Raw genomic sequence first — 21,213 nt, 5'->3', positions numbered from 1 at the left:
CATCCGTCCAGCTCAGCGGATGATCGAAGCCGGCCCGCAGCGAGCGGAGCCACCGTCCAGCACCGGGAGCGTCGGGCCATGAAGACCGCACTTGTCGTCGGAGCGAACGGCGTGATCGGCCGCAACCTGGTCGACCACTTGGTGGCCACCGGCGACTGGGACGTGATCGGGCTGTCCCGCCGGGGCGGCGAACCGGCCGACCGGCTGCGCTACCTGAGCGTGGACCTGCTCGACCCGGTCGAGACCAAGGCGAAGCTGGCCGGGCTCACCGAGGTCACCCACGTCTTCTACGCCGCGTACCAGGACCGGCCGAGCTGGGCCGAGCTGGTGCCGCCGAACCTGGCCATGCTGACCAACGTGATGGAGGCCGTCGAGCCGGTCGCGACCGGGCTGCGGCACGTCAGCCTGATGCAGGGGTACAAGGTGTACGGCGCGCATCTGGGCCCGTTCAAGACCCCGGCCCGGGAGAGCGACCCGTACTTCATGCCGCCCGAGTTCATGCACGACCAGCAGGCCTTCCTGACGGCCCGGCAGCTCGGCAAGGACTGGACCTGGTCGGCCATCCGGCCCTCGGTGGTGACCGGTTTCGCGCTCGGCAACCCGATGAACCTGGCGATGGTGATCGCGGTCTATGCCGCGATGTCCAAGCAGTTGGGGCTGCCGCTGCGGTTCCCGGGGAAGCCGGGTGCCTACGACGCCCTGCTGGAGGTCACCGACGCCGGGCTGCTGGCCCGGGCCACGGTCTGGGCGGCGACCGACGAGCGGTGCGCCAACCAGGCGTTCAACATCAACAACGGCGACCTGTTCCGCTGGAGCGAGCTCTGGCCGAAGATCGCCGGGTTCTTCGAGCTGGACGTCGCCCCCGGCCTGCCGCTCGCGCTCGGCACGGTGATGGCCGACAAGGAAGCACTGTGGGACGCCATGGTCGCCGAGCACGACCTGGCGCCCCACAGCTACCAGGAGGTCTCCTCCTGGGGGTTCGGCGACTTCGTCTTCTCCTGGGACTACGACATGTTCGCGGACGGCTCGAAGGCGCGGCGGTTCGGCTTCCACGAGTACGTCGACACGGGGGCGATGTTCCTGGAGATCTTCGAGGACTTCCGCCGCCGTCGGATCATCCCGTAGCAGGCCCCTGTCGTACCGTGGCGGGATCACTAGAGAACGGACCGGCCCCGTGGTTTCTCGCCCGTACGTCCTGCTGAGCGCCGCGATGTCGATCGACGGGTACCTGGACGACGCCTCGCCCGAACGCCTGCTGCTGTCCGGGCCGGCCGACTTCGACCGGGTGGACGAGCTGCGGGCGGCCAGCGACGCGATCCTGGTCGGCGGCAACACGCTGCGCCGGGACAACCCCCGACTGCTCGTCAACTCGCCTGCCCGGCGGGCCGAGCGGGTCAGGGCCGGGAGGCCCGAGTACCCCGTCAAGGTGACCCTGAGCGGCAGCGGTGACCTGCCGAGCGAGCTCAACTTCTGGCACACCGGCGGCGAGCGGATCGTGTACACCGGCGCCGCCGCGCGCGACCGGCTGGCTGCCGAACTGGCCGGGCTGGCCGAGGTGGTGGGCACCGGCGAGCGGGTCGAGCTGGGCGCGGTGCTGGACGACCTGGGCGCGCGCGGGGTGCGGCGGCTGATGGTGGAGGGCGGCAGCAGCGTGCACACCCAGTTCCTGGCCGAGGGGCTGGCGGACGAACTCCAGCTGGCGGTGGCGCCGCTGCTGGTCGGGCAGCCGGACGCGCCGAGGTTCGTCGGCCCGGCCGACTTCCCGGGCGGGCCGACCCGACGGATGCGGCTGCTGGAGACCCGTACGGTGGGTGACGTCGTGCTGCTCCGCTACGCCCTGAAGGAGACCGCCTCGTGAAGACCGACGCCGACTGGCTGGCCCGGGCCGTCGAACTGTCCCGGCGCTGCCCGTTCTCCGAGACCGCCTTCTCGGTCGGGGCGGTGATCGTCGGAGCGGACGGTGAGCTGCTCAGCGAGGGGTACAGCCGGGAGACCGACGCGAAGGTGCACGCCGAGGAGTCCGCGCTCGCCAAACTGCCCGCCGGTGACCCGAGGCTGCGGACCGCCACCGTGTACAGCTCGCTGGAGCCGTGTGGGGAGCGGGCCTCCCGGCCGCGCACCTGCGCGCAGCTGATCATCGCGGCGGAGGTGCCCCGGGTGGTACTGGCCTGGCGGGAGCCCGACCTGTTCGTGACCGGGTGTCAGGGGACGGCGCTGCTCACCGCGGCGGGCGTCGAGGTGGTCGAGCTGCCCGAGCTGGCGGAGGCGGCCCGCGAGGTCAATGCGCACCTGATCGGCTGAGTTTTGTAGCCTGGTATGACAAACCCTGCTCGGAGGAGTCTGCCCATGTCTGTCACCCTGCCTGCCCGCGCCCTGCTGCTCGACATGGACGGCACCCTGGTGAACTCCGAGGCGGCGGTGGAGCGTTGCTGGCGGCGCTGGGCGGCCGAGCACGGTATCGACGGCGACGAGGCGATGCGGGTGGTGCACGGCCGGCAGGGGCACCTGAGCATGGCGATCCTGCTGCCGGAGCGCCCGATGGAGCAGAACCTGGCGGACAACCGGCGGATGCTGGCCGAGGAGGTCGCCGACCTGGACGGTGTGGTGGAGGTGCCGGGCGCGGCCGTCTTCCTGGCCGCACTGGAGCGGCTGCCGCACGCGCTGGTCACCTCGGCGGACGAGACGCTGGCCACGGCCCGGATGACGGCGGCCGGGCTGCGGCTGCCCGCCCTGCGGGTGACCGCCGAGTCGGTGGGCGCCAGCAAGCCGGATCCGGAGGGCTTCCTGAAGGGCGCGGCGGGCCTGGGCGTGGACCCGGCGGACTGCGTGGTCTTCGAGGACTCCGAGGCGGGCATCATGGCGGGCCTGGCGGCCGGCATGCGGGTGGTGGGCGTCGGCCCGCGCGCGGCGGCCTTCGGCCCGACCGTGCAGGTGGACACCCTGGAGCAGGTCAGGGTGGTCCCGGCCGCCGACGGGGGCCTGGTGCTGCAGATCGGCTGAGCATCCACCGGGCCCCGAACGGCTGGGTCCGGCCGTTCAGGGCCGGGGCGGCAGCGGCAGCGGCAGGGCGGGCAGGCCGTCCACGCTGACCGGGATGTACGGCTTGCCCTCGCAGTAGACGGCGAACTCCTCGTCGGTCTTGCGGTCGAAGAACTCCGCGTGCATCGAGCGGTCCTCCTGATAGTCCATCAGCGGCACCGCGAAGCCGCAGGAGTCGCTGACCCGGGTGGCGTGCACCAGCACGATGCAGCGCAGCGCGCTGCCGTCGGCGGTGGGGTCGAAGCGGCCGACCAGCTCGGCGAAGCGCGGATCGTCCCGGAACACCAGCTCGCCGCGCCCGTGCACCCGGACCACGGTGGGCGGGCCGGTGAAGGCGCACCACATCAGCGTGATCCGGCCGTTCTCCCGCACGTGCGCCAGGGTCTCGGCGGTGCTGCCGCCGAAGTCCAGGAAGGCCAGCGTGAGTTCGTCCAGCACGACCAGGGTGCCGGACCGGCCCTTGGGGGACAGGTTGACGTGCCCGTCCTCGGACAGCGGTGCGGTGGCGGTGAAGAAGATCGGCTGGCTCTCGATGAACTTCCGCAGCCGGCCGTCGATCCGTTCGTAAGTCTTTCCCATGGCCCGATTATGGCGAACTTCGCCCGCCCGGACGACGTACCGCACGAGCCGTCTTGTTATCCGAGACGGATATTCTCAACCTGCGAGACGTCGGCGTACGCTCGAAAGGACGGCGAACGGGTCGTCAGGACGAGGGGAGCCCACCGTGAACGATCGTCAGGCCGTCTACACCCACGGCCACCAGGAGTCGGTGTTGCGCTCGCACCGGTCCCGTACGGCAGCCAACTCGGCGGCCTGCCTGCTGCCCGAGCTGCGGGCCGGCCAGGCCCTGCTGGACGTCGGCTGCGGCCCCGGCACGATCACCGCGGACCTGGCCGAACTGGTCGGCCCGACCGGGCGGGTGGTCGCGGTGGACCGCTCGGCCGAGGTGCTGGCCCAGGCGGCGGAGTACGTGGCGGGGCGGGGGATCGGCAACGTGACCTTCGAGCGTGCCGACGCCTACCGACTGCCGTATGCCGACGGTGAGTTCGACGTGGTGCACGCCCACCAGGTGCTGCAGCACGTGGCCGAACCGGTGCTGGTGCTGCGCGAGCTGCGCCGGGTGACCGCGCCCGGCGGGGTGGTCGCGGTCCGGGACGCCGACTACGCCGCGATGGCCTGGTACCCCGAACTGCCGGAGCTGGCCGCGTGGATGGCGCTGTACCAGCAGGTGGCCCGGGCCAACGAGGGCGAGCCGAACGCGGGGCGCCGGCTGGCGGCCTGGGCCAGGGCGGCCGGCTTCGAGAAGATCGAGTGCTCCTCGTCCAACTGGACGTACGCCACCGCCGCGCAGCGCGACTGGTGGGGCGACAGTTGGGCGGACCGGGTGGTCGACTCGGACTTCGCGAACGTGGCGTCAGGGGGCTTCGCCACCGAGAGGGAACTGGAGTGGATCGCCGCAGGCTGGCGGCGCTGGGCAGCCGACCCGGACGGCTGGTTCGCCGTGCCGAGCGGTGAAGTGCTGGCCCGGGTCGGGTAGTTCAGGCCGACGTCCGGCCCTGGCTCAGCGCTTACCTCCCGTTAACCGTGGCCGTACCCGGCGGTAGCAGAGCGGTCGTAGCTTTCGGGGAGCACCAGGCCCGGCCCGCCCCCCACCGGGCCGGGCTGCTGCAGCCCTAGGGTGTGGCCATGGGGACGTACCGGGTGATGCGGCAGGACGACAACGGCAACCGCTTTCTGGTGGCCAAGGACCTGGCCCGGCCGGCGGCCGAGGCGCTGGCCGCCGAGTTCGAAGCCCGGGGGCACAAGCAGCTGTACTGGGTGGAGCCCACGCCGAACCGGATCGTCGTGGGCGGCGCACTCATCCACCAGGGCCGGGTGCTGGCCGCCCGGCGCAGCGCCCCGCCCGAGGTGGCGGGCAGCTGGGAGTTCCCGGGCGGCAAGGCCGAACCCGGGGAGACCGAAGAGCAGGCCCTGGAGCGGGAGCTCCTGGAGGAGCTCGGGGTACGGGCCCGCGCGCTGCACCGCCTGCCCGGCAGCTGGCTGGTCCGGCCCGGTCTCGAGCTCCGGATCTGGGCCGCCGAACTGATCACCGGCGAACCCCAGCCCCTCCAGGACCACGACCGACTCCGCTGGCTCGGCCCCACCGAACTGACCACGGTCGACTGGCTGGCCCACGACCGCGAGGTGCTCCCGCACGTCGCTGCACTGCTCCGCTGAGCTCAGCCAGAGCTGACCAGGGGCTCGGGGAACTGCGACGCCGACCTCGTGCAAGGTGATCCGTGCGTAGGTGGTCAGGCACTTTTGCAAGTGGCCCCAAGACCGTTGAGCGCCCGCCTGCGGTGCAGCCCCGGGTTGGGCCAGGTAGGTCAATCAGAAAAGCCGACCCGTTCGCCGGGGTAGCCTGGCGTTCTGTTGGGTATGTCACTTTTCGGCAGTATTCGTCACCATAGGTGAGGCGGTCGGTGTCGAGCACGGGTAACGACGGCGGAGAGCAGCCGTCCGCGGACGGAGCCTCCCGGCGGGGGCCGCGACCGGCGGTGGCCGGAGCGGGTGCGACCCCACGGCCCAGGACGGTCGGCAGCGCCTCGGCCCGGGCCCGCCTACGTCGGCTGACACCGAAACCACCCGCCGCCCATCCCGCTGCAGCCCAGGCCCCCCGCCCGCCCGCCGAACCCCGGACGGGGAGCGCCAGGGGCGGCCCGACCGCGCCGTACCCGGGGCTGGACAGCTCCCCGGTGGAGGCGCTCGGCGAGCGCGCCGAGGGCAGCCTGTTCGACGTGGTGAAGGTGGCCATCGCGATCCTGGACACCTCGGGCCGGGTGGTGCTCTGGAGCCCGGCCGCCGAGGAGCTGCTCGGCTGGCCGAGCGAGCTGCTGGTCGGCCGCCGGATCGACGAGCTGATGGCAGATCAGGAGTTGATCGGCCGGGTCAGGGCGGCGATCCAGGCGACCCTGCGCAACGGCCACTGGCAGGGCTTCACCTCGCTGCGGCACCGGGACGACGACGAGGTCGGGGTGGAGGCCAGGATCTCGCTGCTGGTGGACGGCGACGGCACCCCGTTCCTGCAGGTGGCGCTGGCGGAGGCCAGTGCGCTGCGGGCGGTGGAGCGCGATCTCGCGGTCCGGGACGCGCTGTTCGAGCAGTCCCCGCTGGGCATCGCGATCCTGGACACCGAGCTGCGCTACACGGCCGTCAACCACACGCTGGCCGAGATGAACGGCGTCCCGGCCGAGGAGCACGTCGGCCGGACCACCGGGGAGACGCTGCCCGAGCGGGCGGCCGACGAGATCACCGCGATCCAGCGGCAGGTGCTGGCCACCGGCGAGCCGGTGATCGACGTCACGCTGGCCTCGCCGGTGACCGCGCGGTCCGGCTTCCGGTCGATCTCGTACAGCCGGATGACCGACCGGGCGGGCCGGGTGCTCGGGATCTCCGGCACCGTGATGGACGTGACCGAGCGGTACCGGGCGGTGGCCAAGGTCGAGCATGCCCGGCGCAGGCTCTCGCTGCTCAACGAGTTCGGCTCCCGGGTCGGCGACCTGCTGGACGCCGCCCGGATCGCCCAGGAGCTGGCCGGTGCGGTGGTGCCCAGGCTGGCCGACTACGCGGCGGTGATCCTGTTGCAGGCGGTCGCGCACGGCGACGACCTGCCCCGGCACGGCCACGACCGCAGGACCTCGCTGCTCCAGCTCGGCACCGCCTCGGTGCAGGACGCCCCCGAGGTCGAGGTGATGCTCCGTCGGGGGGCCAGGATCACCTTCGCCGACGACTCCGCCTTCGGCCGGGCGCTCCGTACCGGCATCCCCGAACTGCTCTCCGGCCCGGAGGAGTTGAGCGATCTGACCTACCCCGGTGACCCCAAGGTGCAGGCCGCCCACGACCTCGGCGTGCACTCCCGTCTGGTGGTCCCGCTGCGGGCCAGGGGGATCGTGATCGGTCTGCTGGTGATCAGCCGGGCCGGGTACCGGGAGGGTTTCGACCGGGACGACCTGGCCTTCAGCGTCGAACTCGCGGACCGCGCGGGCAGCTCACTGGACAACGCCCGGTTGTACGCCCGGGAGCGCACGGCCGCGCTCACGCTCCAGCGCACCCTGCTGCCGCAGCAGGTCCCGCAGCCCGCCGGGATCGAGGTCGCCTACCGGTACGTACCCGGCAGCAGCGGCACCGAGGTCGGCGGCGACTGGTTCGACGTCATCCCGCTGCCGGACGGCCGCACCGCGCTGGTGGTCGGCGACGTGATGGGCCACGGCCTGCGGGCCGCCGCCACGATGGGGCGGCTGCGCACCGCCGTGCGCACCCTGGCCGGTCTCGACCTGGCGCCCGAGGTGCTGCTGCGGCACGTCCACGAACTGACCGACGACCTGGCCCAGGGGCCGGACGAAGCACTGCTCGCCACCTGCGTGTACGCGGTCTTCGACCCGTCCACCCAGCGGCTGACCGCGACCAAGGCGGGCCACATCCCGCCGATCCTGATCGTGCCCAAGGAACCGGTGGAGGAGCCGTCCAGGATCGGCAGCGCGCTGACCGGCGGGGTCGGCCAGATCCTCGACCTGCCGTCCGGGGCCCCGCTCGGCGTCGGCGGCGTCCCGTTCGAGTCGATCGAACTGGAGATCCCCGAGGGCAGTCTGCTGGTGCTCTGCACCGACGGCCTGGTGGAGTCCAGGGACAAGGACCTGGACGTCGGCCTCGGGCGGCTGCTCACCGTGCTGGAGCAGCCGTACGCCTCGATCCAGCAGGCCTGTGAGGCCGTCCTGGACACCATGGAGCAGGGCCGCGAACCCGACGACGTGGCGCTACTGCTGGCCCGGCTCGGCCGGGGGCGGGCGGGCATCCCGACGGCCGGCTGGACGCTGCCCGCCGAGCCCACCGCGGTCTCCCGGGCCCGGCGGCTGGTCCGCGGCACGCTGGCCGAGTGGGAGGTCGAACACCTCACCGACACCGCCGAGTTGCTGGTCAGCGAGCTGGTCACGAACTCGGTCCGGTACGCCAGCGCCCCGATCGGCGTCCGGCTCACCCTCGGCGAGACGCTGCTGGTGGAGATCTCCGACCCGCTGCCCGACCCGCCGCGGGAGCGGCACGCCGCCGAGGCGGACGAGGGCGGCCGGGGCCTGGAGCTGGTCCGCCGGCTGGCGCTGCGCTGGGGGGCCAGGGCCGAGGGCATGGGCAAGGTGGTCTGGTTCGAGCTGGACCCCGAGGACGACCACCTCGAGTAGCGACGCGCGCCGACCAGCGATCTTGTGGCCCGCCGGTGGTTCGAACAGCCGCCTCCGGGTAAGGAGGAGCAGGGAAGTGGAGTCCTGAGTCGATGTTGTGATGTTGGGGGCGTGTGCGCCTGCCCTCCGATGATGAATACTCGGTGTTCTCGACATCCGGATGGGCGCGGGTTGGAGGGGATCGGACCGTTGAACAGCATCCCGGCGTGGAAAGCGTCGAGCGGCAGCGGCCATGTCGCCGTGCCCGGGCAGCCGAGCGGTCCTGATCTCCGGGCGGCCGTGGCCGCCGACTGGGGTGACTACGACAAGTCCGGGACGATCTACGACTACATCCGGGTCGCCACTTTCGCGATCGGCCCGGACGGCCGGATCACCCAGTGGAGCGCCCGCGCGGCCGAGTTCTTCGGGGTCCCCGCCGAGGAGGCGGTCGGTACCGATCCGGTGACCACCTTCGTTCCCCGCGAGCTCTGGCAGCGCGGCCGGGCCCGGCTGGAGACCATCCTCGCGGGCGAGGAGTGGGTCGGCACCGCCCCGTACCGGGACGCCACCGGCGCCGAGGGCCTGGCCGAGCTGTACGTGATGCCGGACAGCGGCACCCCGGGCGCCACCTGCCTCGCCGTCGACCTCGGGCGGCTGCGCCGGATCGAGACCGACCTGGCCGCCTCCGAGGCGGTCTTCGGGCAGACCCCGACCGGCTTCTTCCTCTTCGACCCCGAGCTGCGCCTGCAGCGGGTGAACCAGGCCTTCGCCACCGCCGTCGGCCTGCCCACCCACGAGCTCCCCGGGCTCAACCCGTACGACCTGTTCCTGCCCGGCGAGGCGGACCGGCTGATGGTCGCGCTGCGCAAGGTGCTGGCGGGCGGCGGCCCGGTGCTCGACCTGCGCTTCACCGGGGCCGTCCCGCGCACCGCCACCGTGCCGACCCGGGACGGCAGCCGCCGCTGGGCGATCTCGCTGTACCGGCTGAACAGCGCCAACGGCCGCCCGATGGGCGTGGCCGGCCAGGTGCTCGACGTGACGAGTCGTCATGTCGCCGAGCGCGAGGCGGCCGGGGTCCGGCGCAGCCTGGCGCTGCTGAACGAGGCCAGCACCCACATCGGCTCCACCCTCGACCTGGAGACCACCGCCAAGGAACTGCTCGACGTGATCGTCCCGCAGTTCTGCGACCTGGCCAGCGTCGACCTCTACACCGCCCTGCTGTCCGGCGAGTCCGGCCCGGTCTCCGGTCAGGCCGGCGCCTCGGACGGCTCCGGCGAGCTGCGCCGGGTGGCCGTCTCCAGCGTGGTCGGCGGCGCCTCCAGCGTGCTCGGCGCCGAGGGCGCAGTCCCGGTCGCCGAGGCCGGCGGCTCGCTCTGTTACCCCCGCCGCTCCCCGCACGCCCGCGCGCTGCGCACCGGCCGCAGCGTGGTCCCGCAGCCGGGCCCCGATCCGCTGCTGCGCTCCACCCTGGTGGTGCCGCTGGTCGCCCGCGACCAGGTGCTCGGCCTGGTCCAGCTCTCCCGCGCGATCGGCAGCGAACCCTTCGACGCCCGGGACGTGGCGATCGCCGAGGAGCTGGTCGCCCGCGCCGCCGTCTGCGTCGACAACGCCCGGCTCTACCGCCGCGAGCACGAGCGCGCACTGATCCTCCAGCGCAGCCTGCTCCCCCCGGGCAACCCGGCCGCCACCGGCCTGGAGATCGCCCGCCGCTACCTCCCGAGCAACAACAACACCGAGGTCGGCGGCGACTGGTTCGACGTCATCCCGCTGCCCGGCAGCCGGACCGCCCTGGTGATCGGCGACGTGATGGGCCGCGGCCTGCGCGCCGCCGTCGCGATGGGCCAACTCCGCACCGCCGTCCGCACCCTGGCCCTGCTCGAACTCGACCCGGCCGAGGTGCTCACCGCCCTGGACGAGATCGCCCGCGGCCTCGGCGGCGACACCACCGCCCCCGGCGAGGAGGCCGAGGTCTACCTCGCCACCTGCGTCTACGCGGTCTACGACGCGGTCAAGCAGCGCTGCATCTTCGCCAACGCCGGCCACCTGCCACCCGTCCTGCTCAGCCCCGGTGAGCCCGCCCTGATGCTCGAGGTCCCGCCCGGACTCCCGCTCGGCGTCGGCGGCGAGCCCTTCGAGGAGGTCACCGTCACGCTGCCGGACGGCGCCGTGCTCGGCCTGTACACCGACGGCCTGGTGGAGTCCCGCAAGCACCAGCTGGACGAGGGCCTGCGGGCCTTCCGGACCGCCCTCACCGGTGGCTCCCGCGAGCTGGAGAGCCTCTGCGACGAGGTGCTGCACGAGCTGATCCCGCATCACGGCGAGGACGACATCGCCCTCCTGATGGCCAAGGTCCAGCCCCTCCCCGAGGACGCGGTCGGCGACTGGAAGCTCCCCTCCGAGCCCACCTCGGTCGGCAAGGCCCGCGAGCGCGCCTGCTCCTGGCTGCTGGCCCGCGGCCTGGACGAGCTGGTCGACACCACCGAACTGCTGGTCAGCGAACTGGTCACGAACGCCCTCCGGCACGGCCGCGGCGACATCCGCCTGCGGCTGCTCCGGGACCGTACGGTGGTCTGCGAGGTCTGGGACGACGGCTACGCCCAGCCCCGCCAACGCCGCGCCCAGGAGACCGACGAAGGCGGCCGCGGCCTCCAGCTGGTCAGCCTGCTCGCCGAACGCTGGGGCAGCCGCCGGACCCCGAACGGCAAGATCGTCTGGTTCGAGCTGACCCTTTAAGTGCCCTCCGGGCGTCAGCCACCAGGGGCTCGGGGCCCTGCTGATGAGCGGCTCCGCCGCGGGGCGACGCCGACCTCGGAAAAGGTCACCCGTGCGTAAATGGTCAGGCACTTTCGTATGTGAACCCGGCGCCAGATCTCCTCGCAGTTCCCCGAGCCCCTTGCATGTGCCAACCGGGTGCTTCTGGAGCAGTTGACGTCGTGTCAGGCCGGGCAGACCGGTGGTGACCGGTTCAGTGGGTGGATGCGTGCCCGTCAGCTTCTCGCCGTTGCCGTTCTGACCGTGTCGCTCGCCGGTTGCTCCGAGGACCGCCCGGCCCAGCCGGCTGCGTCCGACGTCACCGCCGTCGACCGTGACCAGGTCCGGGACGGTGGGACGGTGCGGTGGGCGGTGGAGGCGGTCCCGGCGACGCTCAACGTGTTCCAGCCGGAGGCCACCGCCGACACCGAGCTGCTCACCGAGGCGCTGCTGCCGCACCTGTTCCGACTGGACGACCACGCCCGCCCCACCGTGGACCCGGACTACCTGACCGCCGCCGAGTCCACCCCGGCCGGGCAGAGCCCGCAGACCGTCACGTACCGCCTCAACCCGCAGGCGGTCTGGACCGACGGCACCCCGATCACCGCCGCCGACTTCACCGCCCAGTGGCAGGCCCTGGGCGACGGCGCCGACCCGGCCTACCGCAGCGGGCACCCGGCGGGCTACGCCGCGATCGCCGCCGTCACCCAGGGCGCGGACGCCCGCGAGGTCAAGGTCGCCTTCAAGCAGTCGTACGCCGGCTGGCAGACGCTGTTCAGCCCGCTCTACCCGGCCGCCGCCACCGCGACCCCGGCCGCCTTCAACCAGCCGCTGACCAACGCCCCGTCGGCCGGCCCGTTCACCGTGAAGACGTACGACCGGGCCGGCGGCCGGGCCACCGTGGTCCGCAACCCGCACTGGTGGGGCGACCCCGCCAAGGCGGAGGCGATCGACTTCCTGGCCACCCCGGCCGCCGAGCGGCTGGACGCCCTCGACAAGGGCGCGCTGGACATCGCCGCGCTCACCGACGCCGTCGACCACGCCACCCCGGCCAACCCGAAGACCGGTGCGGCCCCACCCGATGCGGCCGCCGTCGCCGAGGCCTCCGCCCAGGCGCTGCGCCGGGCCGAGGCGCTGCCGGGCCTGAAGCTGCACCGGGCCGCCGCCCCGGCCTTCGCCCAGCTCACCCTGAACGGCACCCGGGGCCCGCTCACCGACCCCACCGTCCGCCAGGCGGTGGCCCGCGCGGTCGACCGGCAGCGGATCGCCGAGGCGGCGGTCAACCCGCTCGGTCTGAAGGCAGTACCGCTCGGGCACCACCTGCTGATGGCGGGTCAGGACGGTTACCAGGACAACAGCACCGCCGTCGGCGCGACCTCCGCCGCCGAACTGCTCGACCGGGCCGGCTGGCACACCGGCGGCGCGGCCCGCAGCAAGGACGGCAAGGAGCTGGTCCTCGGCCTGCTGATCCCGGAGGGTTCGGCCGGGGCCCGCCGCGCGGCCGACGCGCTGACCGCCGGCCTGGCCGAGGCGGGCATCACGCTGCGCCCGCAGGCCGTCCCGGCGGAGGGCTTCCTGCGCGACCACCTGGCCACCGGCGAGTACGACCTGGCGCTGTTCTCCTGGCCGGCCACCCCGGACGCCACCGGCGCGGCCGCCCGCTACAGCAAGCCCCGGCCGGGACCGGACGGCCTGCCGGTGGTCGGCCGCAACTACGCCAGGACCGGCAGCGAGGAGATCGACCAGCTGCTCGCCGAGGCGGACGCCGAACTCGACCCGGAGGCTCGGCAGGTGGTGCTGCAGAAGGCCGATGCCCGGATCTGGCAGCTGGCCCACTCCGTCCCGCTCTACCAGCGCCCGGACCTGGTCGCGGTCCGTACCGAGGTGGCCAACGCGGGCGCCTTCGGCTTCGCCGCGCCGCGCTTCCAGGACCTCGGCTTCCGCCGCAGCTGACGCCCCAGAACGGCGCTGAAACCCATCCGGCCTGCCCGTTTCGGTGGCGCTGGGTGGTTCCACGTACCATAGGAGGAAGCCGTGGCATGTCGTGCCCGGCGGGTGGACCGGTAGTAGCAGGCGGAACGGGCGACAGCGATCAACGGATCGCAGGTTGTCCGCGGCGAAGACGCTGATCAACGCTGAACGCAGCCGGGCGCCGTAACCCACGATCCGGGAGTTTCGCTCAGCATGCCCACGCGCAGTGACATTCGTAACGTTGCCATCGTCGCCCACGTCGACCACGGCAAGACGACCCTCGTCGACGCCATGCTGAAGCAGGCCGGTGCCTTCGCCGCCCACCAGCACCTCGACGACCGGATGATGGACTCCAACGACCTGGAGCGCGAGAAGGGCATCACCATTCTCGCGAAGAACACGGCGGTGAAGTACCACCCCAAGGAGGGTGGCGCGCCGATCACCATCAACATCATCGACACCCCCGGGCACGCCGACTTCGGTGGCGAGGTCGAGCGCGGCCTGTCCATGGTCGACGCCGTCGTGCTGCTGGTGGACGCCTCCGAGGGTCCGCTGCCGCAGACCCGCTTCGTGCTCCGCAAGGCCCTGACCGCCAAGCTTCCGGTCATCCTCTGCATCAACAAGACGGACCGCCCGGACTCCCGGATCGACGAGGTCATCAACGAGACCTACGACCTCTTCCTGGACCTGGACGCGACCGAGGACCAGATCGAGTTCCCGATCGTCTACGCCTGTGCGCGTGACGGTGTGGCCTCGATGACCAAGCCGGAGAACGGTACCGTGCCGCCGGACAGCGACTCGCTGGAGCCGTTCTTCTCCACCATCCTGGCGCACGTCCCGGCCCCGGTGTACGACGAGGCCGCCCCGCTCCAGGCGCACGTCACCAACCTGGACGCCGACAACTTCCTCGGCCGTATCGCGCTCTGCCGCGTCGAGCAGGGCGAGCTGCGCAAGGGTCAGCAGGTCGCGTGGATCAAGCGCGACGGCTCGATCCAGAACGTCAAGATCACCGAGCTGCTGATGACCGAGGCGCTCACCCGCAAGCCGGCCGAGGTGGCCGGCCCCGGCGACATCTGCGCCGTCGCGGGTATCCCGGACATCATGATCGGCGAGACCCTGGCCGACCCGGAGAACCCGATCGCGCTGCCGCTGATCACGGTCGACGAGCCGGCCATCTCGATGGTCATCGGCACCAACACCTCGCCGCTGGTCGGCAAGGGCGGCAAGGGCCACAAGGTCACCGCCCGCATGGTGAAGGACCGCCTGGACCGCGAGCTGATCGGTAACGTCTCGCTCCGCGTGCTGCCGACCGAGCGTCCGGACGCCTGGGAGGTTCAGGGCCGTGGTGAGCTGGCGCTCGCCATCCTGGTCGAGACCATGCGCCGGGAGCTGTTCGAGCTCACCGTCGGCAAGCCGCAGGTGGTCACCAAGATCGTCAACGGCAAGGTGCACGAGCCGGTCGAGCGGATGACCATCGACAGCCCCGAGGAGTACCTCGGCGCCATCACCCAGCTGATGGCGACCCGCAAGGGCCGCATGGAGACCATGACGAACCACGGCTCCGGCTGGGTCCGCATGGAGTTCATCGTCCCGGCGCGTGGCCTGATCGGCTTCCGTACCCAGTTCCTCACCGACACCCGTGGCACGGGTATCGCGCACTCCATCTTCGAGGGCCACGAGCCGTGGTTCGGCGAGCTCCGGATGCGCAACAACGGTTCGCTGGTGGCCGACCGCGCGGGTGTCGTGACGCCGTTCGCGATGATGGGCATCCAGGAGCGTGGCACGCTCTTCGTCGAGCCCACCACCGAGGTGTACGAGGGCATGATCGTCGGCGAGAACTCGCGCCAGGACGACATGGACATCAACATCACCAAGGAGAAGAAGCTCACCAACATGCGTGCCGCTTCCTCCGACACCACCGAGAACCTGGTGCCGCCGCGCAAGCTCTCGCTGGAGCAGAGCCTCGAGTTCTGCCGCGAGGACGAGTGCATCGAGGTGACCCCGGAGACCGTGCGTATCCGCAAGGTCGTCCTGGACGCCAAGGAGCGTGGCCGTACGGCCTCGCGTGCCAAGAAGAACTGACGCTGCACCACCGGCCCGGCCGGGCACCCTTCCTGGGGGTGCCCGGCCGGGCTTTTTCGTGACGCTGCGCAGTCAACGCGCGTAGCGGGTTTCTCGCGAGACTGTTCGTTAATCGGACGTGACGAGCTGTCATTCATGACAACTGTCCGTTTAGTACCTGTCTGGGTATGTCTGGTATGTCCGATTTTCGAAACTCAGCGTCCGTTCATGTGACCAAATTGAGATCAGTAATGGCCTGGTTCGTATCCGAGCGTGACGGATAGTGGGTGCATCGAGCTCGGGTCAAAGGTTTGCGCAGGGGTGCGCGCCGAACCTGAGCGAGGAAAGCACCGTCTGACCCACGGCGACGACGCCGGTCAGTCCCCCCGCGGTGCGCTCCCCGTTTGCAACAGGAATTCAGGAGGCACACCCATGCGCGGTGCCAGCCAGGCCAAGTGGGTCGTCGCAGCTGTCGCGGTCGCCCTTGCGGCCACTGCTTGCGGTAGCGGTTCTTCGTCCAGCGAGGGCGGTGCGGCCAACGCGGCCGGGACGTTCAGCTACCAGAGCACCGAGCCGCAGAACCCGCTGCAGCCCGCGAACGCCATGGAGGTCGGTGGCGGTCGCATCATCAAGACCCTGTTCAAGGGTCTGGTCGACTACGACCCCGCCAACGGGCAGCTGCGCAACCAGGTCGCCGACAAGATCGAGACGACCGACGCGCAGAACTACACCGTCACCCTGAAGTCCGGTTGGACCTTCCACGACGGCACCCCGGTGACCGCCGCGTCCTTCGTCGACGCGTGGAACTGGGCCGCCAACACCAAGAACAACCAGATCAACTCCGACTGGTTCTCCGACATCGCGGGCTACGACGCGGTGCACCCGGAGAAGGGCGACCCGGCCACGGACAAGATGTCCGGCCTGAAGGTCGTGGACGACACGCACTTCACCATCGCGCTGACCGGCCCGGTCTCGTACTTCCAGTACAAGCTCGGCTACACGGCCTTCTCGCCGCTGCCGAAGGCGTTCTTCACCGACCCGGCGGCCTACGGCCAGAAGCCGGTCGGCAACGGCCCCTACAAGTTCGTCTCGTGGGAGCACAACCAGGCCATCACCGTGGCCTCGTTCGACAAGTACGCGGGGACGGACAAGCCGAAGAACGGCGGCATCGTCTTCAAGAACTACTCGCAGGCCGAGGCCGCCTACAAGGACCTGGTCTCGGACAACCTGGACGTGCTCGACCAGGTCGACCCGGCCGACCTGGCCTCGTACAAGAACGACCTGGGCGACCGCGCGGTCGACCAGGCCCAGGGCGCCATCCAGAACATCTCGTTCGCGATGTACCAGGACGGCTGGAAGGGCGTCGACAAGGCGAAGGTCCGTCAGGGCCTCTCCATGGCGATCGACCGCGACACCATCACCAAGACGGTGCTGAACGGTTCGCGCCAGGCCGCCGACAGCTGGGTCGCCCCGGGTGCCATGGGCTACAAGGCCGGCACCTGCGGCGAGTTCTGCAAGTACGACCCGGCCAAGGCCAAGCAGCTCGTCACCGACGGCGGCGGCGTCCCGAACAACAAGGTCACCATCACGTACAACGCCGATGGCGGCCACAAGGAGTGGGTGGACGCGGTCTGCAACTCCATCCGCCAGGCCACCGGCGTGGAGTGTGTCGGTGACGCGAAGCCGGACTTCAAGACCGCTCGCGACGTCATCAAGAAGAAGCAGGTCCCGAGCATGATGCGGACCGGCTGGGTGCAGGACTACCCCCTGAACGCCAACTTCCTGCGTGACGTCTACGGCACCGGTGCCGCGGCCAACGACGCCGGCTACTCCAGCGCCGACTTCGACAAGTTCGCCGCCGAGGCGGACAAGGCGACCTCGGTCGAGAAGACCGCCGAGCTGTACCAGCAGGCCGAGGCCCAGCTGGCCAAGGACATGCCGGCTATCCCGCTCTGGTACTACAAGACGACCGCTGGCTTCTCGAAGAAGGTCCAGAACGTCAAGTACGACTCGTTCGGCGACCCGGTGTTCACCCAGGTCGAGGTCAAGAAGTAAGTCAAGCCCGCACCGCACGGCTTGAACCGACACGGCCGGTGCCCTGACCGCCTCACGAGGGCGGATCGGCACCGGCCGTTGTCACGCCGAACCTCTGACATCGGGATGACGGCCCGTCAGAGCACTAATTGGAGGCACGATGGGGCGCTTTGTCGCGAGGCGACTGCTCCAAATGATCCCGGTCTTCCTGGGGACGACCTTCCTGATCTTCATGATGGTCCGAATCCTCCCAGGAGACCCGGTCGCCGCGATGTGGGGCGACAAGGCGCCGGACCCGGCCCAGCTCGCTGCCTTCACGCACAAGCTGGGACTCGATCTGCCCTGGTACGAGCAGTACTTCGACTACATGGGCAAGCTCTTCACCGGGAACTTCGGCGAGACCATGGCGGGCCGTCAGGTCATCGACGTGATCAGTGAGGCCCTCCCGGTCACCATCCGGCTGGCGCTGATGGCCTTCGCCATCGAGATCGTCTTCGGCGTCGGCATCGGCCTGCTGGCCGGCCTCAGGCGCGGGAAGTTCGCCGACAAGAGCACCCTGGTCTTCACGCTGATCCTGATCTCGATCCCGGTGCCGGTGCTCGGCTACCTGTTCCAGACGTTCTTCGCGGACCAGCTCAAGTGGGTCACGCCGACCGTCCAGGACTCCATGAACCTGGGTCAACTCCTGCTGCCCGCCGTGGTGCTGGGCTCGCTCTCGCTGGCGTACGTGGCCCGGCTGAGCCGCACCTCGATCGTGGAGAACATCCGCGCCGACTACATCCGCACCGCGACGGCCAAGGGCCTGCCGCGTCGGAAGATCATCGGCACCCACCTGCTGCGCAACTCGATGATCCCGGTCGTCACCTTCCTCGGCACCGACCTCGGCGCCCTGATGGGCGGCGCGATCGTCACCGAGGGCATCTTCAACGTCAAGGGTGTCGGCAACGCGCTGTTCCGCGCGATCGGCCAGAAGGAAGGCGCGACGGTCGTCGGCTTCGTGGTCGTGCTGGTCATCGTCTACCTCGTCGCCAGCCTGATCGTCGACCTGCTCTACGCGGTCCTGGACCCGAGGATTCGGTATGCCTGACCTGATCGAGAAGAAGACCGCCGCCAAGATCCCGGCGCAGAGCGGTAGTTCGGCCCCCGCGCCGAAGCCGGAGAAGGCCCGCAGCCTCGGCTCGGACGCCTGGGAGGAGCTGCGCCGCCGTCCGATCTTCCTGATCTCGGCCGCGCTGATCCTGGTGCTGATCGTGATGACCCTGGTCCCCGGCCTGTTCACGTCGGTGGACCCGCGCGCCGGCGACCTGCGCAACCACTACCTGAGCCCGCCGAACTACAGCCACCTGTTCCAGGCCGACTGGTTCGGCTACGACGGCCAGGGCCGCTCGATCTACTCCCGCGTGGTGCACGGCGCCCGCGCGTCGATCATCGTCGGTATCTGCGTGACTGCTGCGGTGACTCTGACCGGTGGCTTCATCGGCATGCTGGCCGGCTACTTCGGCGGTTGGATGGACACCATCCTGTCCCGGGTGACCGACGTCTTCTTCGGCATCCCGCTGCTGCTCGGCTGCCTGGTGGTGCTGAACTCCTTCACCGAGCGCACCGTCTGGTCCGTGGTCTTCGCGCTCACCGCGCTCGGCTGGACCCAGATGGCCCGCGTGATGCGCGGTTCGGTGATCACCGTCAAGCAGGCCGACTACGTCACCGCCGCCAAGGCGCTCGGTGCCAGTACCGGCCGGATCATGCTCAAGCACATCCTGCCGAACGCGATCGCCCCGGTGATCGTCGTCGCGACCATCGCGCTGGGCGGCTACATCGCCACCGAGGCGACGCTGAGCTTCCTGGGCATCGGTCTGCAGGACCCGACCATCTCCTGGGGCATCGACATCAACTCGGCCCAGAAGGTGATCCGCACCGCCCCGTTCGCGCTGTTCTTCCCGGCCGGGATGCTCAGCCTCACGGTGCTGGCCTTCATCATGATGGGCGACGCCGTGCGTGACGCCCTCGACCCGAAGCTGCGCTGAGAGGCGGTAGGCACCATGACCACTGTGATCGAGAAGGCTCAGGCCACCGACCGCCTCGTCCCAGGCACCCCGCTGCTCGAAGTCCGGGACCTGCACGTCGAGTTCAAGACCAAGGACGGCATCGCCAAGGCCGTCAACGGCGTCAACTACAGCGTCAGTGCGGGCGAGACGCTTGCCGTGCTGGGTGAGTCCGGCTCCGGCAAGTCCGTCACCGCGCAGACCATCATGGGCATCCTGGACATGCCGCCGGGCCGGATCACCTCCGGGGAGATCCTGTTCCGCGGCCAGGACATGCTCAAGATGAGCAACGAGGAGCGCCGCAAGCTGCGCGGCCGGAAGATCGCGATGATCTTCCAGGACGCGCTCTCCTCGCTCAACCCGGTGCTCAGCGTGGGCTACCAGCTCGGCGAGATGTTCCGGGTGCACGAGGGCGCCTCCCGCAAGGAGGCCAAGGCCAAGGCCATCGAGCTGATGGACCGGGTCCGGATCCCCGCCGCCAAGCAGCGGGTGGGTGACTACCCGCACCAGTTCTCCGGCGGTATGCGTCAGCGCATCATGATCGCGATGGCACTGGCTCTCGAGCCGGACCTGATCATCGCGGACGAGCCGACCACCGCGCTGGACGTCACCGTCCAGGCGCAGGTGATGGACCTGCTGGCGGAGCTCCAGGCCGAGTACCACATGGGTCTGATCCTGATCACCCACGACCTCGGCGTGGTCGCCGACGTCGCGGACAAGATCGCCGTGATGTACGCCGGCCGGATCGTCGAGACCGCCCCCGTGCACGAGCTGTACGCCAACCCGGCGCACCCGTACACCGAGGGCCTGCTCCGCTCGATCCCGCGGCTGGACCAGAAGGGCCAGGAGCTCTACGCGATCCAGGGCCTGCCGCCCAACCTGCTGAAGGTGCCCGCCGGTTGCGCCTTCAACCCGCGCTGCGACAAGGCCACCGACCTGTGCCGCAGCGAGATCCCCGCGCTGCACCAGGTGCTCGACCGGGACGGCGCCGAGCTCGCCGGCCGGAAGAGCGCCTGCCACCTCTGGAAGGAGACCCTCCATGGCTGAGCCCATCCTGGAGGTCAAGGACCTGGTCAAGCACTACCCGCTCAGCCAGGGCATCCTCTTCAAGAAGCAGATCGGCGCGGTCAAGGCGGTCGACGGCATCTCCTTCGAGCTGATGCGCGGTGAGACCCTGGGCATCGTCGGCGAGTCGGGCTGTGGCAAGTCCACCCTGGCCAAGGTGCTGATGAACCTGGAGCGGGCCACCGCAGGCCAGGTGCTCTACAAGGGCGAGGACATCTCCAAGCTCTCGGGCGCCGCGCTGAAGGCCGTCCGCCGCAACATCCAGATGGTCTTCCGTCTTCCAGGACCCGTACACCTCGCTGAACCCCCGGATGACGGTGGGCGACATCATCGGCGAGCCGTACGAGATCCACCCGGAGGTGGCGCCGAAGGGCGACCGCCGCAAGGCGGTTCAGGACCTGCTGGACGTCGTGGGCCTCAACCCGGAGTACATCAACCGGTACCCGCACCAGTTCTCCGGCGGCCAGCGCCAGCGGATCGGCATCGCCCGTGGCCTCGCGCTCAAGCCCGAGATCATCATCTGTGACGAGCCGGTCTCCGCGCTGGACGTCTCGGTGCAGGCCCAGGTGATCAACCTGCTGGAGCAGCTCCAGACCGACTTCGAGCTGTCGTACATGTTCATCGCGCACGACCTCTCGATCGTCCGGCACATCTCCGACCGGGTCGGCGTGATGTACCTCGGCAAGATGGTCGAGATCGGCACCGACGAAGAGATCTACGAGCACGCCACCCACCCGTACACCCAGGCACTGCTCTCCGCGGTGCCGGTGCCCGACCCGACCGCGCGGGCGAACCGCGACCGGATCGTGCTGGTGGGCGACATCCCGTCGCCGGCCAACCCGCCGAGCGGCTGCCGCTTCCGCACCCGGTGCTGGAAGGCGGAGGAGCGCTGCTCCACCGAGCTCCCGCTGCTCGCGGTGCCGTCCCTGGACGGTGCGGCGGCGCACGAGTCGGCCTGCCACTTCGCTGCGGAGCGCGACAACGGGCACGGCGCTGCGGAGCGGGTGCTCAGCACGGTCTGACGCCACCTCAGTCTGACGGCCCCACAGCTTCGGCGG

The 21,213-nt window shown here is 70.6% G+C and carries 13 protein-coding genes and 2 pseudogenes; 14 read left to right on the top strand and 1 reads right to left on the bottom strand.

Going from position 1 to position 21,213, the window contains the following annotated elements:
- Positions 1–78 precede the first annotated feature (78 nt).
- The 3 genes and pseudogenes from ASC99_RS01400 (at position 79) to ASC99_RS01385 (ending at position 3,000) form a co-directional block, all read left to right on the top strand.
- The gene (locus ASC99_RS01400) at positions 79–1,125 is read left to right on the top strand and encodes an SDR family oxidoreductase (protein WP_057227214.1); all 1,047 of its coding nucleotides are present in this window, start codon (positions 79–81) and stop codon (positions 1,123–1,125) included.
- An 85-nt stretch (positions 1,126–1,210) separates the two neighbouring features.
- A pseudogene (locus ASC99_RS39615) lies at positions 1,211–2,301 on the top strand (dihydrofolate reductase family protein).
- A gap of 45 nt (positions 2,302–2,346) precedes the next feature.
- Positions 2,347–3,000, top strand: a complete 654-nt coding sequence (locus tag ASC99_RS01385; protein ID WP_057227208.1) for an HAD-IA family hydrolase — start codon at positions 2,347–2,349, stop codon at positions 2,998–3,000.
- 36 nt (positions 3,001–3,036) lie between these two features.
- Here the strand turns inward: ASC99_RS01385 and ASC99_RS01380 are convergent, their stop codons facing one another.
- A complete protein-coding gene (locus tag ASC99_RS01380) occupies positions 3,037–3,618 on the bottom strand; it encodes a pyridoxamine 5'-phosphate oxidase family protein (RefSeq protein WP_057227206.1) in 582 nt (193 codons plus the stop codon).
- A 145-nt stretch (positions 3,619–3,763) separates the two neighbouring features.
- Here ASC99_RS01380 and ASC99_RS01375 point away from each other — a divergent pair, with 145 nt between their 5' ends.
- From ASC99_RS01375 to ASC99_RS01325, 11 genes and pseudogenes are all read left to right on the top strand, one after another.
- Positions 3,764–4,576, top strand: a complete 813-nt coding sequence (locus ASC99_RS01375; RefSeq protein WP_057227202.1) for a methyltransferase domain-containing protein — start codon at positions 3,764–3,766, stop codon at positions 4,574–4,576.
- Positions 4,577–4,725: 149 nt separating this feature from the next.
- Positions 4,726–5,256 (top strand): NUDIX domain-containing protein, encoded by a 531-nt coding sequence (locus ASC99_RS01370; RefSeq protein ID WP_369824282.1) that lies wholly within the window; start codon positions 4,726–4,728, stop codon positions 5,254–5,256.
- Positions 5,257–5,774: 518 nt separating this feature from the next.
- Positions 5,775–8,252 carry a SpoIIE family protein phosphatase gene (locus ASC99_RS01365; RefSeq protein WP_063856949.1) on the top strand — a complete coding sequence of 826 codons (2,478 nt, stop codon included), beginning with the start codon at positions 5,775–5,777 and terminating at the stop codon, positions 8,250–8,252.
- A 129-nt stretch (positions 8,253–8,381) separates the two neighbouring features.
- Positions 8,382–10,964 (top strand): SpoIIE family protein phosphatase, encoded by a 2,583-nt coding sequence (locus ASC99_RS01360; RefSeq protein ID WP_235502743.1) that lies wholly within the window; start codon positions 8,382–8,384, stop codon positions 10,962–10,964.
- A gap of 243 nt (positions 10,965–11,207) precedes the next feature.
- Positions 11,208–12,935 (top strand): ABC transporter family substrate-binding protein, encoded by a 1,728-nt coding sequence (locus tag ASC99_RS01355; RefSeq protein ID WP_057227198.1) that lies wholly within the window; start codon positions 11,208–11,210, stop codon positions 12,933–12,935.
- A gap of 231 nt (positions 12,936–13,166) precedes the next feature.
- Positions 13,167–15,035 (top strand): translational GTPase TypA, encoded by a 1,869-nt coding sequence (gene typA, locus ASC99_RS01350; RefSeq protein WP_057227196.1) that lies wholly within the window; start codon positions 13,167–13,169, stop codon positions 15,033–15,035.
- Positions 15,036–15,446: 411 nt separating this feature from the next.
- Positions 15,447–17,069, top strand: a complete 1,623-nt coding sequence (locus ASC99_RS01345) for an ABC transporter substrate-binding protein (RefSeq protein ID WP_057227194.1) — start codon at positions 15,447–15,449, stop codon at positions 17,067–17,069.
- Between the two features lie 139 nt (positions 17,070–17,208).
- The gene (locus ASC99_RS01340) at positions 17,209–18,135 is read left to right on the top strand and encodes an ABC transporter permease (protein ID WP_057227193.1); all 927 of its coding nucleotides are present in this window, start codon (positions 17,209–17,211) and stop codon (positions 18,133–18,135) included.
- Positions 18,128–19,072, top strand: a complete 945-nt coding sequence (locus ASC99_RS01335; RefSeq protein WP_057227191.1) for an ABC transporter permease — start codon at positions 18,128–18,130, stop codon at positions 19,070–19,072. The genes ASC99_RS01340 and ASC99_RS01335 overlap by 8 nt, the downstream gene beginning before the upstream one ends.
- Positions 19,073–19,087: 15 nt before the next feature.
- Positions 19,088–20,137 (top strand): ABC transporter ATP-binding protein, encoded by a 1,050-nt coding sequence (locus ASC99_RS01330; protein WP_057227189.1) that lies wholly within the window; start codon positions 19,088–19,090, stop codon positions 20,135–20,137.
- A pseudogene (locus ASC99_RS01325) lies at positions 20,130–21,177 on the top strand (ABC transporter ATP-binding protein). Before ASC99_RS01330 ends, ASC99_RS01325 begins: the two are co-directional and overlap by 8 nt.
- Positions 21,178–21,213: the final 36 nt, after the last annotated feature.

The organism is Kitasatospora sp. Root107, from assembly GCF_001424875.1.
Taxonomy (GTDB): domain Bacteria; phylum Actinomycetota; class Actinomycetes; order Streptomycetales; family Streptomycetaceae; genus Kitasatospora.
The sequence above is the reverse complement of the archived record's forward strand: the minus strand, read 5'-3'. Positions and strand labels throughout refer to the sequence as shown.